The sequence below is a fragment of the Streptomyces megasporus genome, assembly GCF_000718985.1.
Classification (GTDB): domain Bacteria; phylum Actinomycetota; class Actinomycetes; order Streptomycetales; family Streptomycetaceae; genus Streptomyces; species Streptomyces megasporus.
Genome location: NZ_JODL01000044.1, coordinates 1 through 13,292, shown reverse-complemented (window position 1 = coordinate 13,292; position 13,292 = coordinate 1). Strand labels below are relative to the sequence as shown.

The window sequence follows — 13,292 nt, the reverse complement described above, 5'->3', positions numbered from 1 at the left end:
ACCCGACCCCCGGCCCTTACCCGGAACGGCGATGACCGGGGGCGGCCGGACGTGGTGCCCGGCCGCCCCCGGTTGCTTTCCCGCGCGTTCCGGGTGGGGTGGCTAGTCGTCCAGGCCGATCTTCCGGTGCAGGCGGGCCAGAGGGCGGGGAGCCCACCAGTTGGCGCGGCCGGCCAGGCGCATGAACGCCGGTACCAGGATGCCGCGGACCAAGGTGGCGTCGACGATCACCGCCAGCGCGAGGCCGATGCCGAGGAGTTTGAGGGGGGTCAGGGAGGAGGTGGCGAAGGCGAGCAGGACGGTGGCGACCAGGGCGGCGGCCGCGGTGACCAGCCGTCCGGTGCGTTCCAGGCCCCAGGCCACGGCGGAGATGTTGTCGCCGGTGCGGTGGTATTCCTCCTTGATCCGCGACAGGAGGAAGACCTCGTAGTCCATGGACAGGCCGAAGGCGACGCAGAACATCAAGACCGGGGTGTCGATGTCGAGCGTGCCGGTGACGGTGAAGTCGCCGACCAGCCAGCGCAGGTTCCCGTCCTGGAAGATGTAGACCATCGCGCCGAAGGTGGCCGTGAGGCTGAGCAGGTTGAGGACGATGGCCTTGAGGGGGATCAGCAGGCTGCCGGTGAACAAGAACAGCAGCACCAGCGTGGAGAGCGCGATGATGCCCAGCGCCCAGGGCAGCTTGTCCTCGATGGTGGCTTTGGAGTCCACCAGCAGGGCGGCCTGCCCGCCCACCAGGGCCGTGTCCGGTGCGGGCAGGTCGCGGATGGTTCTGACCAGGTCCATGCCGCGCTCGGAGTACGGCTCGGTGTCGGAGACCACCGACAGCCAGGTGCCCGTCTTGGCGGTGAACCGCTCGGTGGCCGGGCCGGGTGGGGCGATCCGCCTGCCGTCGCGGTAGGAGCCGGTCAGCGCATCGACGCGGGTGACGCCGGGCACCTCGGACAGGCGCCGGGCGTAGTCGGCCACCTCGTCAGAGGCCGTATCGGGGGCGATGTCGGGCAGGACCACGTTCAGCGGCGACCCTTCGCGGTTGTCGAATTCCTCGCGCAGTACCTGGGCGCCCTGGTGTGCGGGGGAGCCGGCCGGCAGGACGCGGTCGTCGCTGTCGCTGAACTCCGCCCGCAGGAACGGCAGCCCGAGCGCCACCAGGATCGCCGCGATCGTCAGCGCGAAGGGCAGGGGGCGGCGCATCACCGCCATGGCCAGCTGGTGCCAGAACCCTTCCCGGTCGGTGCGCGCGGCAGCGGCCGTGGCATCCCGGCGCCACAGGCGGCGGACGTTGAGGGCGTCGATACGGTGGCCGAGGACGGCCAGCAGCGCGGGCAGGACCACCACCGAACCGAGCGCGGCCAGCGCCACCACCGCGATGCCGGAGTAGGCGAAGGACCGCAGGTGGTACATGGGGAAGACGAGCATCGCCGACAGCGACAACGCCACCGTCAGGGCGGAGAACAGCACAGTGCGGCCGGCGGTGCGCACCGACTGGGCGACGGCCTCGTGCACGGTGCGGCCGTGAGCGAGTTCTTCGCGGTAGCGGGTGACGATGAACAGGCTGTAGTCGATGGCCAGGCCCAGGCCGAGGGCGGTGGTGATGTTGACGGAGAACACCGAGACCTGCACGACCATGTCCAGCAGCCGCAGGATGACGAAGGAGCCGATGACGGCGAGGACGCCGACGGCCAGCGGGGTGCCGGCGGCCACGACACTGCCGAACACCAGCAGCAGGATGATCAGCACCAGCGGGCCGGACAGCAGCTCGGCCTTGACCAGGTCCTCCTCGCTGCGCTGTTCGATCTCCATGCGGACCGCGGTCACGCCGGTCGCGGTGACCTCCAGCGGGCCCTGCCGGCCGGTCACCTCGGGCACGATCCTCGCTGCGGTGTCGCGGACCTGGTCCTCGTCCCCGGCCAGCCGCACCATGACCAGCCCCTTGCGGCCGTCCTCGGAGCGAAGCATGGGGGTCTCGTCCAAAGTCCAGTAGGAGGCGGCCTGCACCACCCCGGGCTCTTGGGCCAGTTGTTCGGTCAGCGCGGTTCCCGCCCTGGCGGCCTTAGGAGTGTCGATGTCGGTGTCGGCGGCGGCGATGAACACCAGGTGTGGGGAGCCGCCCTCGAACCGGGTGTTGAGCAGATCATCGGCGCGGGCCGATTCCGAGGACGGGACCGTGATGCCGCCCTCCGACAGGAGGCTTTGCACATCGGAGCCGAGAGGCACCGCAACGGCCAGGGCCACGAACGTGACCAGCAGCACGAGAATCCGGCGGCGGGCCAGCCAGCGGCCCAGCCTGGCCAGTCCCTTGGCCGGGACAGGTGGCGCAGAGCCGGACGTGGTCGTGGTGCGGGCGGTGGACTGGGATCCCACGCCTCCTCCTTGGAGGTGAGAGGGCGGCCGGGGTGAAGCGAAGGCCGCGCACGAACAGGGACGTCAAGCGCTGGAGACGGCCGGCCGGCGCATGGCAGAGAGGGCCGGGCGTCAGCGTAGGAAAGCGGGTGTCAGCTCCCGGGCAGGGCAGATGCAGCGGATGTGCAAGGAACAGCCCAAGATCACCCCTGGTTGTTGGGGAGGGCAGCGGTGCGGTGAGGCCGGCGTTGCGCGTATGGCCAGGTAGGAAGGCGGACCTCGGCGTGCAGGCCCCCGCCCGGTGCCTCCTGGAGCAGGATGTGGCCGTCGTTGGCGCGGGCGAGGCTGGCGGCGATGGCCAGGCCCAGACCGGACCCCTCACCGGTGGCGGCGTTGGGGCCACGCCAGAACCGGTCGCAGGCGCGAGCACGCTCCGCCGAGCTCATCCCGGGACCGGCGTCGATGCACTGCACCACCACCCGCCCCGCCTCCTCGGCCAGCCGCAGCCGCACCGCGGTGCCGGCCGGGGCGACCCGGAGGGCGTTGTCGAGGAAGACATCGAGGATCTGGTCCACCGTGCCGGTGACCGCCTGCGCCACCGGCTCGCCGACACTGTCGATGGTCAGGGCGATGTTCTTCGGCTCCGCGACCAGCCGTCAGGAGGCCACCCGTTCCTCGGCCACCGCCCGCACATCCACCGGCTCGGCGCTCTGGGCGCCGGACTCCGCCCGGGCCAGCAGCAGCAGCGCGTTGAGGATGCCGGTCATCCGGTCCACTTCTCCCAGCACCTGCTCCAGGCTGCGCACCCCTCCCGGCGCCAGGTGCGGCTCCATGTTCTCCAGCCGCAGCCGCAGCGCCACCAGCGGAGAACGCAGCTGGTGGGAGGCGTCGGAGACGAACGCCTTTTGCACCGTGACCTGCTGCTGGACCTGCTCGGCCAGGTGGTTGAAGGTCTCCGCCAGCACCCGCAGGTCCGGCGGGCCCAGATGGACCGGTACACGGGCGTCGTGGTCCCCGGCCGCGAACCGGCGGGCGGCCACCTCCAGGTAGCGCACCGGGCGCAGGACCCAGCGGGCGATGGGCTCGGCCAGGAAACCGTTGAGCGCCAGCGCCAAAGCGGCGATCACCGCGACCACCGCCCAGATCGTCAGCTGCTCAAGCCGCAGGTCGTCCAGGGACGAGCACACCACCACGACACCGATCAGCACCCCGCCGTGGATGACGGGCATGGCCACCACCAGCTCTTGGGCGTTCTCGGAGACCCTCTGGTCGGCCGAGTCGGTGAACTGGCCGCGCAGCGCCGCCCGCACCACCGCCAGCCGGGCCAGTTCCTCCGGAGTCAGCAGGCACAGGGCTCCTTCCACCGACCGGCCGCGGACATCGAAGACATGGGCGCGGCCGCCGGTGCGGTCCTGGTACGCGGCGATACGCTCGCGCAGCCGGTCCCGCTCACCTGCGGTCAGGGCCTTGGCCGCTGCCGGCGACAACTGCCGCGCCTGCCGGGCCCGGGTGTGCGCCAGCTCCCGCAGTGCCTCATCCCCCCGGTCCAGGGCCAACGGCAGACCGAACGTGGTGACGGCCACGGCCGGTAAGGCCACCAACGCCGCTATCAGTTGACGCCGCACGGGTATCTCCCCCTTCACGCCCCGGCCGTGACAGGCCGCGGCGAACGCCTCTGTGTGGTCACCGGCCCGGCGATGCGGTCACACCCGCTGGGGCAGGACCAGACGGAAACCCACCCCCCGCACCGCCTCGATCCACTCCCGGCCCCCGAGCTTGGCGCGCAGGGACCCGATGTGAACATCGAGCGTGCGGGTCGAGCCGTGCCAGTTCGGATCCCATACCTCGTTGATCAGGTCCTCCCGCTGGCGCACCGCCCCGGCATCGGACAGCAGCGCGGCCAGGAGATCGAACTCACGGCGCGTGAGATGGACCGGCTTTCCGTCCACCTCCGCCTGCCGGGTCCGCAGGTCCACCGTCAGCGGCCCGAACACACACCGCTCCTGCGCCTCAGACCCCGCGCCGGCGGCCGGCGTGCCCGACGAGGGCAAGGGAGCCGGGCGGCCGGCGAGGACCGGCCGCCGGTGCGCGGCGGGTCGTAGGGAGGGGGCCCGGCCTCAGCGCAGGCGCCCGAGGCCGGGCAGGAAACGTCCGGTGCGGGCGGCGTACCGCTGCCAGGCGGCGCCGTGGATGCGCTTCAGGCAGGGCTCTTCGATGCGGCGCACCTGGAGTTCGACGCCGGTCAGCATGGCGGCCAGGCCGACCACGGCCAGGGCGTTGGGCACGGCCAGGGCGAATCCGGCGGTCATGAGGGTCAGCGCGGTATAGACGGGGTGGCGCACCAGGCGGAACGGGCCGGTGGTGACCAGCGCGGGCCGTTCGGCGGGATCGACGGTGGTGCGCCAGGAGGCGCCCATGGCCAGCTGGGCGGCGAAGGTCGCGGCGACGCCGAGCGCGGCCAGGGCCAGACCGGCCGCCCGCCAGGCGGGCCGGTCCGCGCCGGGCAGCAGGGGCATGCCCAGCAGGTCGGCGGCCGGGGCCGCCGCACCGGCCAGGACGCCGCCGGCGGCGCTGGCCAGCCGCGCGCACCAGTGCGGCGCGCCGACGGGGAGACGGACCCCGCTGTCCCCGGTACGGCGCCGCTGCACACTGATGCGCACCACGCCGTCGAGCAGCAGGAACACCGCGAACAGGGCCGGCGCCGTCCAAGCCACGGCCCTCACCTCGCCGTCGGCTGCCGGGCGGCCACGCCCAGTAGGTAGTCGCCGCGGATCCGGGTGAACGCGCCCGTCACCTTCAGGCCGTGGCGCGGGAGTTCGGCGAGGAAGTCACCGGCGGTGAAGCGGTCGTGTTCGGGGTGGTCGAACAGGATCCGGTAGGAGGGGCGGGCCAGGGCGTGCGCGGTGACCTCCTCGAAGACGAACACCCCGCCCGGTTTGAGAATCCGGGCGGTCTCGGCCACGGCCGCGCGCCAGTCGGGGATGTGGTGGATGATCGCGAAGTCGAACGCCGCGTCGTACATACCGTCCTCGGCCCCGAAGACGGTCCGCAGGTCCGTGGCGTCGCCCACCTCAAGGCGGACCCGGCCCGGCCGGTCGGCCAGGCGCCGCCGGGCCCTGGCCACCATGCCCGGGTCCAGGTCGACCGCGTCGACCCGGGCCGCGCCGAACCGGTCGAGGATCATCCGGGTGCCGTAGCCGGAGCCGCAGCCGATCTCCACGGCCCGGCTCCCTGACGGCAGCGGGCCGCCGGCCAGCCGGAGCAGGGCCGGGACCTCGTAGAAGCGTTGCAGCGCCCGGCGGGCGGGGCTGTCGACCACCGCCTTCTCGATCCGGTTCATCAGCATGGCATGACCTCCGTAGATGTCATCGGCGGAGCGGGCTATCATCGTCCCATGACGATGAATAGTACGGCGGCCGCACCGGCGGCCACCACCTGTGAGGCGCCGCCCGCTGCGGTGGCGCTGTTCCGGTCGCTGGGCGATCCGGCCCGGCTGGCGATCCTGCGCCGCCTGGCCGAGGGCGAGGCGCGGGTGACGGACCTGGTGAGCTGTGTGGGGCTGGCCCAGTCCACGGTCTCGGCGCACCTGGCCTGCCTGCGCGACTGCGGCCTGGTCGACTCCCGCCCCCAGGGGCGGGCCTCGCTGTACTCGCTGGCCCGCCCCGAACTGCTGGATCTGCTGGCCGCCGCCGAGCAGCTGCTGGCGGCCACCGGCGAGGCGGTCCAGCTCTGCCCCAACTACGGAACAGCGGCGGCCGTACCCGCCCTGACGAGTAAAGAGAGTGCCCGATGAGCGACGCATGCGGCTGCGGCGACGAGAAGAAGACCACCGAAGGCGAGGAGGAACACGAGCCGGAGAAGCTGTGGGAAGTCAGTGAGCTGCGGGCCGCCGCGGCGGCCGGTGTGCTGCTGCTGGCCGGGCTGACCGCCGGCTGGTCCGGCGCCTCCGACACCGTCGTGACGGTGATCAACGCCCTCGCCCTGGCGATAGGTGCCTGGACCTTCGTACCGTCCACGCTTCGGCGCCTGGCCAAGGGCAAGATCGGGGTCGGCACGCTGATGACGATCGCCGCCATCGGCGCGGTGATCCTCGGCGAGGTCGGCGAGGCCGCCATGCTGGCCTTCCTGTTCTCCATCAGCGAGGGCCTGGAGGAGTACTCCCTGGCCCGCACCCGGCGCGGCCTGCGCGCCCTGCTGAACCTGGTGCCGGATGAGGCCACCGTGCTGCGCGACGGCGTCGAGCAGACCGTCGCGCCCGCCGAGCTGCGCATCGGCGAGATCATGGTGGTCAAGCCGGGCGAGCGGATCGCCACCGACGGCATCATCCGCTCCGGCCGCACCGCCCTGGACCTCTCCGCGATCACCGGCGAATCCGTGCCCGTCGAGGTCGAGGCCGGCTCGGAGGTGTTCGCCGGTTCCATCAACGGCACCGGCGCGCTGGAGGTCGAGGTCACCACGACCGCCGAGGACAACTCCCTGGCGCGGATCGTGAGGATCGTGGAGGCCGAGCAGTCCCGCAAGGGCGCCGGCCAGCGCCTCGCCGACAAGATCGCCAAGCCGATGGTGCCCGGCATCATGGTCGCCGCCGCGCTGATCGCGGTCATCGGCAGCATCTTCGGCGACGCTTCCACCTGGATCGAGCGGGCCCTGGTGGTCCTCGTCGCCGCCTCCCCGTGCGCGCTGGCGATCTCCGTGCCGGTCACCGTGGTCGCCGCGGTCGGCGCGGCCAGCAAGCTCGGCGTGCTGGTCAAGGGCGGCGCCGCGCTGGAGGCCCTGGGCGGTATACGTACCGTCGCGCTGGACAAGACCGGCACCCTGACCCGCAACCGGCCGGCCGTGGTGGACATCGCCGCCACCGGTGGCGCCACCGAGGCGGAGGTTCTGCGGCTTGCCGCCGCGCTGGAGGCCCGCAGCGAGCACCCGCTGGCGCGGGCGATCCTCGCCGCCGCCGACGGTGATGTGACGCCGGCCACCGACGTGGACGCGGTCACCGGCGCGGGCCTGGTCGGCCGGATCGACGGCCGCCCGGTCCGGCTAGGCCGGCCCGGCTGGATCGAGGCGGGCGAGCTGGCCGGACGGGTGGAGCAGATGCAGGCCGCCGGTGCCACCGCCGTTCTCATCGAGGACGACGGCCGCGTGATCGGCGCCATCGCGGTCCGCGACGAGCTGCGGCCGGAGGCCGCCGAGGTCGTCTCCCGCCTCCACGCGAGCGGCCTGACGGTGGCCATGCTGACCGGCGACAACGAGCGCACGGCCAAGGCGCTGGCCGCCCAGGCGGGGATCGACACCGTCCACGCCGACCTGCGCCCGGAGGACAAGTCCCGCATCGTCGCCGAGTTGCGCACCCGGCAGTCCACCGCGATGGTCGGCGACGGCGTCAACGACGCCCCCGCCCTGGCCACCGCGGACCTGGGCATCGCGATGGGCGCGATGGGCACCGACGTGGCGATCGAGACCGCGGACGTGGCCCTGATGGGTGAGGACCTGCGGCACCTGCCACAGGCCCTGGACCACGCCCGCCGCGCCCGGCGGATCATGCTGCAGAACGTCGGCCTGTCCCTGGCCATCGTCATCGGCCTGATGCCGCTGGCCCTGTTCGGCATCCTGGGCCTGGCCGCCGTGGTCGCCGTGCACGAGGTCGCCGAGATCGTGGTCATCGGCAACGGTGTACGGGCCGGGCGGGCCAAGCCGCTGCCCCCGGCACCCGCCGCCGTGGCGCAGGCCGCCCCGGTCCCCGTGGGAGCACGGGCATGACCCCCGGCCGCACCGCCGCCCGTCCCGCAGCCCCCGCTGCGGGGCGGGCGGCGGCCCGCCGCCTCTGGCTGCTGCTGACGGCCGGTGTCCTGGCCGGTATCGACCTGGGCCTCAAGGCATGGGCCGAGCGGGCGCTGGCCGACGCGCCGATCGAGGCGTGGCCGCTCGATCTGCGTCTGGCTTTCAACCCGGGCATGGCGTTCTCCTTCGCCGCCGACGCCCCCGCCGGAGCCGTCATCGCGGTCACCGGCGCCATCACCACGGCTGTCGCGGCCGTTTTGTGGCGCACCGCACCGGCCGCCCGCCGCCTGTGGGGCGCCTCCCTCGCCGCGGTCCTGGGCGGCGCAATGGCGAACCTCATCGACCGTGCCGCCGACGGCGTCGTCACCGACTACCTCCATACCGGCTGGTGGCCCACCTTCAACCTCGCCGACGTCTTCATCGTCTGTGGCGGCCTGCTGCTGGTGGCCCTCTCCTGGCAAGCCGACCGCACGAGCGTCGACGCCGACGACCAGGGGTACTCCCCGCCCACCGGCTCCGCGACGGTGCCGTCTGTCGACGCGGGGGAGGGTCGGTGACCGGCTGGGCCTGGGCGGCGCTCGCCCTCTACCTCGGCTGGGCGGCGACCGCCTTCGGTGTCCGGGCCGTCCTGCAGCGCCGCCGCACCGGCGACGCGGGCTTCCGCGGCATCTCCGGCCGTCCCGGCACGGCCCCCTGGTGGGCCGGGGTGCTGTTCGGCGCCGCCCTGCCCGGCGGCGCCGCCGCGCCGGCGGCCGCGCTCGCCGGACTGTCCGCCCTGCCCGGCACCGGCGAGGCGGCCCTGCGCTGGGCCGGGCTGGTGCTCACCGCGGCCGGGATGGCGTTCACCCTGGCCGCCCAGACCACCATGGGCGCCTCCTGGCGGGTGGGTGTGGACGCCGGCGAGCGCACCACGCTGGTCACCACTGGGCTCTTCGCCCAGGTCCGCAACCCGGTCTTCACCGGGATGGCCGTCGCCGCGGTCGGGCTCGCGCTGATGGTGCCCAACCCCGTTGCGCTGCCGGCCCTGGCCGCTTTGGTGGCGCGGTGCGGCTGCAGGTCCGCGTCGTGGAGGAGCCCTACCTGGCGGCCGTCCACGGCTCCGCCTACGCCGCCTATACGGCCCGGGCCGGGCGCTTCCCACCCGGCGTCGGCAGACGAACCGCCTGACACCGGGCCTCTCTCCCACCGCACCGACCAATGCCGCCACTCCAAGCCCGTCCAGGCGCGTTGCGACACCTTCAGGCAGCCACCACCGGCCAAGCTGACCCGGTAACCCCGGCACCCCAGCGGAGCAGCCCATGAACCACCCCCGCACCCCACCCCCGCCGCAGACGGCGAAGCACTACGGCGGTGCACGGTGAACGAACTGGGCACCGTGCTCCTCCTCGCCCTGGTACCGGCCGCGGCGAACCTCGCCGGAGGCGTACTGTCCGAAGTGCTCCCCTCCTCCGGACGGCTACTGAGCGCCGCCCTGCACCTGGCCACCGGCATCGTCATCGCCGTGATCGGCCTGGAACTGATGCCCCGCGCCCTGGAGGCCGACCCGGCCTGGGCACCGCTACTGGCCTTCATCGCCGGCGCCGGACTCTTCCTCGGCGTCGACCGATTCGCCGGCCACCTCCAAGCCCGCAGCGCCAGCGGCGGCAGCGCCGCGCCCTACGCCATCTACAGCGGCACCGCCCTGGACCTGTTCAGCGACGGCATCCTGATCGGCACCGGCACCGTCATCGACCCCACCCTCGGACTCCTCCTCGCCCTCGGCCAAGCCCCCGCCGACCTCCCCGAAGGCTTCGCCACCACAGCCGCCCTGCGCCGCGCCCGCGTCTCCCGCCGCGGACGGCTGATCTCCGCGGCCGCCTTCGCCCTGCCCGTCCTCACCGGCGCCGCCCTGGGCTACCTCGCCCTGCGCGACGCACCCGACCTGCTCACCCTGTCCGTCCTCGCCTTCACCGGCGGTGCCCTCCTCAGCGTTGTGATCGAGGAAATGATCCCCGAAGCACACGAAGCCGCCGAAAGCCGCTGGGACAGCTTCTACCTCGTCACCGGCTTCGCCCTCTTCGCCGCCGTAACCACCTACCTCGGCTAGGGCTTGTCCGGGCGATCTCTGTGAGGTTCTCAGCGCCTGACGCTGGTACACGTCTCGCTGTCGGAGGTCTGATTCCCTGGGGTGGAACGGCGGCATGGACGCCGCAGTGCTCGAACAGATGCTGGACGAGATCTTCGATCAGGCCGTCGTGCACCACGGTTACACCAGCTACATGCGCGACTACGAGGTCATCGTCCACGCGACCGCGGATCCCCGTACCGGTGTCGAAGATCGTAGGCGGCGAACAGGCGCCGGACGCCGTGCGGGCGGGTGCAAGTCGCCCGCCGCCTCGGGCGTGGCCCGCCGCCTTGGTCCTTGCCCTTGCCGCCGACCTCGGCCCACTGCCGCCCCGGGTGGGGCTGGGGATTCAAAGGCCCGAACTCACCGAGGCAGAAGACGATGTCGGGCTCGCCCGCCTCGGGTATGACCTCGCCGTCGGCGATCGCGTAGAGGTGCTCGACGCGGGCCTTCTTGGCCGCGTAGTCCGGGTCGCGGGAGGTCTTCCATGTCTTCACGCGTGGAAACGACACGCCCTCCGCGCGGAGCAGCACCCGCAGGCCCTCGTGGCCGACGTCGTCGACCACCCCCTTAAGCGACCAGGAAGTCGGCGAGCTTGGCCAGGCTCCAGGTCGAAAACGGCAGGCCGTGCTCGGCCGGGGTGGACTTGGCGATCTTCTTGATCTCGCGCCGCTCGGGCAGGGTGAAGGTCCGGGGGCGGCCGCCCTGGTAGTTCGGGCAGAGCGAGGCGAAGCCGTCTGCGTTGACGTTGTGGAGCACGTCCCGCACCCGGTTCGGGCTGCTGAAGGTCACCTCGGCGATCTTCGTCGCGGGCATGCCCTGCGCGGACAGCAGCACCATCTGGGTCCGCCGCCAGGTCACCACCGCCCCGGTGCCTCCACGGATAATCCGCGGCAGGCGCTGCCCCTCATCGTCATCGATCTCGCGGACGCGTGCTCGTTCTGCCACCCGCACGGCCTGGCGACACCGCGCCGTTTGGACCAGCACCCGAACCGCGCGTCACGGCGCCACGGGCGCAGGCCCTCCGCGAGGGCCTGCGCCGCCTGCGACATCCTCACCCCACCGGGGGCGGCCCCGCGTCGTCCGCGCTCAGCCGCAGTCGGTTGCCGCGCCGCAGGAGGTGTCCGCAGCGGGCCGGGGGGCGGGCCGCTCCAGCAGGAACCTGCGAAGGTAGGCGGACGGACCGCCGCGCTCCAGGTACTCACCGATCTGCGTGCTGCGCGCTGCCAGGGCCCGCAGGAGCAGGTCGAGCGCGGCCTCTTCGGGCAGCGAGGCGGTCTGCCGTCCCCGCCACTGCCACACCCTGCTCTCGGAGGTGTCCGGGTGGGAGGGGCACAGCTCGAAGCCGGCGGCGCGGATGGTCGGCGAGGCGACGATGCCGTGGTCGAGCGCCTCTGCCCAGGTGGCGACCGTGCGCGGCAGCACCTCGAGGTGGATTCCGAGCCGTATGGCCAGCGGGCGCGCGGCTTCCATTGCGCCGTCGACCACGGCGCGGGTCGCGTCGCAGGAGCCGCAGGAGGACTGCCCGTCCATGGCCACGGTCCAGTATTCGACGGCGAGCCGGGTCGACTCGGCGGCGGAGGGCGGGGTGTCCGCCGCCGCGGGGGCGTGGGTCGTGGTGCTCATGGTGCCGTTCCCTTCTCGGAATCGGTGTCGGTGGACGGTGTGCAGGGTGCGGACGAGACGAAGTCGTCCCTGGCGCGCTCCAGCGCGTCGGCGATGCCCCGCAGCGATTCGGCGAGGGCGTCGAACTGGATCTCGTACAAGACCATGCGTCCCTGCTTCGCCGCGCGCAGCACGCCGGCGGCGCGCAGGAGGGCGAGGTGCCGGGAGACCACGGACAGGTCGACGTCCAGGCAGTCCGCCAACTCGGAGACCGAGCAGGCTCGGCAGCGCTCGGCGAGCAGGTCGACCAGGCGGATACGGGTGGGGTCGCCCAGGGCACGGAACAGCTGGTGCGACAGCACTGCACCCAGGTCTCCCACCGGGGAACTTTCGTTGCTCACTTGTGCAAGTATGCATTCTTTGAGGGTGTGCGGCAACCAGTGGCCTGACCTTGCGCAGCGGCGCTCGCGGACCCCGGCGCCCAGGGCGAGACGGCGGTGAGCGCGGACAGGCCGGCGACGTTCGTGCGCGACAATTTCTCCCCACACCCGACGGCGAGGAAGGACACGCGAGTCGGCAACCGGGCCGAGGCGAACAACGTCGAGCTCGCCTACACGCCGACCAACAATCCCTGGCTGAACCGCATCGAGGCCCGGTTCACCGCCCTGCGCCACTTCGCGCTGGATGGCACCGAGCACTCCAGCCACGAGGAGCAGGGCAGCATGATCCGCCGCTGCATCATCTGGCGGAACCGCCATGCCGCCGACGAACGGCTACGCGAGGTCGTCGACAGGGCGAACGATGCCTGATGCGGCACTGGTTGTGGATCTCACCGTACGGTGCCGCTGCCTGCGGTGCCACATGGCGCCTTACGGCAGCCTGTCTTCGAGTTCGTCACCGGCGGGGTCGTGGTGGGGCTCTGCTGCTGTCCACCGGTGATCAGGGGGTGGGAAGCCCGGTGGCGCCGCCAGGCCGCCACCGGCACCGGGATCGTGGTGGAGGCCCGCGCCCGGTTCGGGTTCACCGCCGCCCCCGGCACCAGTGACGACGGCCGGATGCGGCGCATCACCCGGCGCCTGCCGCCCGTCTACGCACGGCGGCTGTTCAAGGCCCGGGCCGCCGGCGCCCCCGACGCCCGGCTGCGGGCCGTGGTCGCCGAAGGCCTGCAGGAGGTCTACTTCAAAGGTGGCGGCCGCCGCACCCTGCGGCTGGTGGTGGGGTTCACCGACATCGGCCACGCCGAGTCGGGCTGCCGGCCGCGTCAAGGCGAGGCCGCGTGCTCGGGGGCGGCACAGGGGGAGGCTTGAACCACGGTGGCCGGTGGGCCGGTTCGGGATCTGTGAGGACGGGGAGCGGTTGGGGCGTACCGGTTGCCGGTTGTCAGCCGATGAACTCGGCGAGGTCGCGCTCGATGGCGGCCTTGGGCTTGGCACCGACGATGGTCTTCACGACCTCGCCGCCCTGG

The 13,292-nt window shown here is 72.8% G+C and carries 14 protein-coding genes and 4 pseudogenes; 8 read left to right on the top strand and 10 right to left on the bottom strand.

Annotation, left to right across the window (positions count from 1 at the left end):
• Nucleotides 1-102: 102 nt before the first annotated feature.
• The 6 genes from IF47_RS0125360 to IF47_RS0125340 all read right to left on the bottom strand — a co-directional run bounded on the left by IF47_RS0125360 (nt 103) and on the right by IF47_RS0125340 (nt 5,689).
• A complete protein-coding gene (locus tag IF47_RS0125360) occupies nt 103-2,364 on the bottom strand; it encodes an MMPL family transporter (RefSeq protein WP_211257271.1) in 2,262 nt (753 codons plus the stop codon).
• 182 nt (nt 2,365-2,546) lie between these two features.
• Nucleotides 2,547-2,942 (bottom strand): ATP-binding protein, encoded by a 396-nt coding sequence (locus tag IF47_RS28980; RefSeq protein ID WP_051718219.1) that lies wholly within the window; start codon nt 2,940-2,942, stop codon nt 2,547-2,549.
• 57 nt (nt 2,943-2,999) lie between these two features.
• Entirely contained in the window at nt 3,000-3,968 is a 969-nt protein-coding gene (locus IF47_RS28975) for a HAMP domain-containing protein (protein ID WP_157840048.1), read from the bottom strand.
• A gap of 78 nt (nt 3,969-4,046) precedes the next feature.
• Nucleotides 4,047-4,337: a winged helix-turn-helix domain-containing protein gene (locus IF47_RS0125350; protein ID WP_245641239.1), complete on the bottom strand. Its 291-nt coding sequence runs from the start codon at nt 4,335-4,337 to the stop codon at nt 4,047-4,049.
• Nucleotides 4,338-4,460: 123 nt separating this feature from the next.
• Nucleotides 4,461-5,057, bottom strand: coding sequence for a methyltransferase family protein (locus tag IF47_RS0125345; protein WP_031511335.1), 597 nt, complete (start codon nt 5,055-5,057; stop codon nt 4,461-4,463).
• Nucleotides 5,058-5,062: 5 nt separating this feature from the next.
• Nucleotides 5,063-5,689: a class I SAM-dependent methyltransferase gene (locus IF47_RS0125340; RefSeq protein ID WP_078592109.1), complete on the bottom strand. Its 627-nt coding sequence runs from the start codon at nt 5,687-5,689 to the stop codon at nt 5,063-5,065.
• Between the two features lie 48 nt (nt 5,690-5,737).
• Between IF47_RS0125340 and IF47_RS0125335 the strand changes: the two genes are divergently transcribed.
• From IF47_RS0125335 to IF47_RS32190, 6 genes and pseudogenes are all read left to right on the top strand, one after another.
• Complete coding sequence (locus IF47_RS0125335; RefSeq protein WP_031511333.1) at nt 5,738-6,136, top strand: ArsR/SmtB family transcription factor; 399 nt, start codon at nt 5,738-5,740, stop codon at nt 6,134-6,136.
• Nucleotides 6,133-8,097 (top strand): heavy metal translocating P-type ATPase, encoded by a 1,965-nt coding sequence (locus tag IF47_RS0125330; RefSeq protein WP_031511332.1) that lies wholly within the window; start codon nt 6,133-6,135, stop codon nt 8,095-8,097. Before IF47_RS0125335 ends, IF47_RS0125330 begins: the two co-directional genes overlap by 4 nt.
• A complete protein-coding gene (locus tag IF47_RS28970) occupies nt 8,094-8,675 on the top strand; it encodes a signal peptidase II (RefSeq protein ID WP_051718217.1) in 582 nt (193 codons plus the stop codon). The genes IF47_RS0125330 and IF47_RS28970 overlap by 4 nt, the downstream gene beginning before the upstream one ends.
• A complete protein-coding gene (locus tag IF47_RS28240; protein WP_245641238.1) occupies nt 8,672-9,391 on the top strand; it encodes a methyltransferase family protein in 720 nt (239 codons plus the stop codon). The genes IF47_RS28970 and IF47_RS28240 overlap by 4 nt, the downstream gene beginning before the upstream one ends.
• 84 nt (nt 9,392-9,475) lie before the next feature.
• The gene (locus tag IF47_RS0125315; RefSeq protein ID WP_031511330.1) at nt 9,476-10,204 is read left to right on the top strand and encodes a ZIP family metal transporter; all 729 of its coding nucleotides are present in this window, start codon (nt 9,476-9,478) and stop codon (nt 10,202-10,204) included.
• A 94-nt stretch (nt 10,205-10,298) separates the two neighbouring features.
• Nucleotides 10,299-10,430: pseudogene (locus IF47_RS32190) on the top strand (YxiG-like protein); the annotation flags it as partial.
• Between the two features lies 1 nt (nt 10,431).
• Here the strand turns inward: IF47_RS32190 and IF47_RS32035 are convergent.
• The 3 genes and pseudogenes from IF47_RS32035 to IF47_RS30895 all read right to left on the bottom strand — a co-directional run.
• Nucleotides 10,432-11,170 (bottom strand): annotated as a pseudogene (locus IF47_RS32035) (transposase); the annotation flags it as partial.
• 141 nt (nt 11,171-11,311) lie between these two features.
• On the bottom strand, nt 11,312-11,848 hold the full coding sequence (locus tag IF47_RS0125305; RefSeq protein WP_031511329.1) for a hypothetical protein: 537 nt from the start codon (nt 11,846-11,848) through the stop codon (nt 11,312-11,314).
• Nucleotides 11,845-12,228: an ArsR/SmtB family transcription factor gene (locus IF47_RS30895; RefSeq protein ID WP_157840047.1), complete on the bottom strand. Its 384-nt coding sequence runs from the start codon at nt 12,226-12,228 to the stop codon at nt 11,845-11,847. The genes IF47_RS0125305 and IF47_RS30895 overlap by 4 nt, the downstream gene beginning before the upstream one ends.
• Before the next feature lie 123 nt (nt 12,229-12,351).
• Here IF47_RS30895 and IF47_RS0125295 point away from each other — a divergent pair.
• Nucleotides 12,352-12,636 (top strand): annotated as a pseudogene (locus IF47_RS0125295) (IS630 family transposase); the annotation flags it as partial.
• 45 nt (nt 12,637-12,681) lie between these two features.
• The gene (tpg, locus tag IF47_RS0125290; protein ID WP_157840046.1) at nt 12,682-13,134 is read left to right on the top strand and encodes a telomere-protecting terminal protein Tpg; all 453 of its coding nucleotides are present in this window, start codon (nt 12,682-12,684) and stop codon (nt 13,132-13,134) included.
• A 73-nt stretch (nt 13,135-13,207) separates the two neighbouring features.
• Here the strand turns inward: tpg and IF47_RS28225 are convergent.
• Nucleotides 13,208-13,292: pseudogene (locus tag IF47_RS28225) on the bottom strand (thiol reductase thioredoxin); the annotation flags it as partial.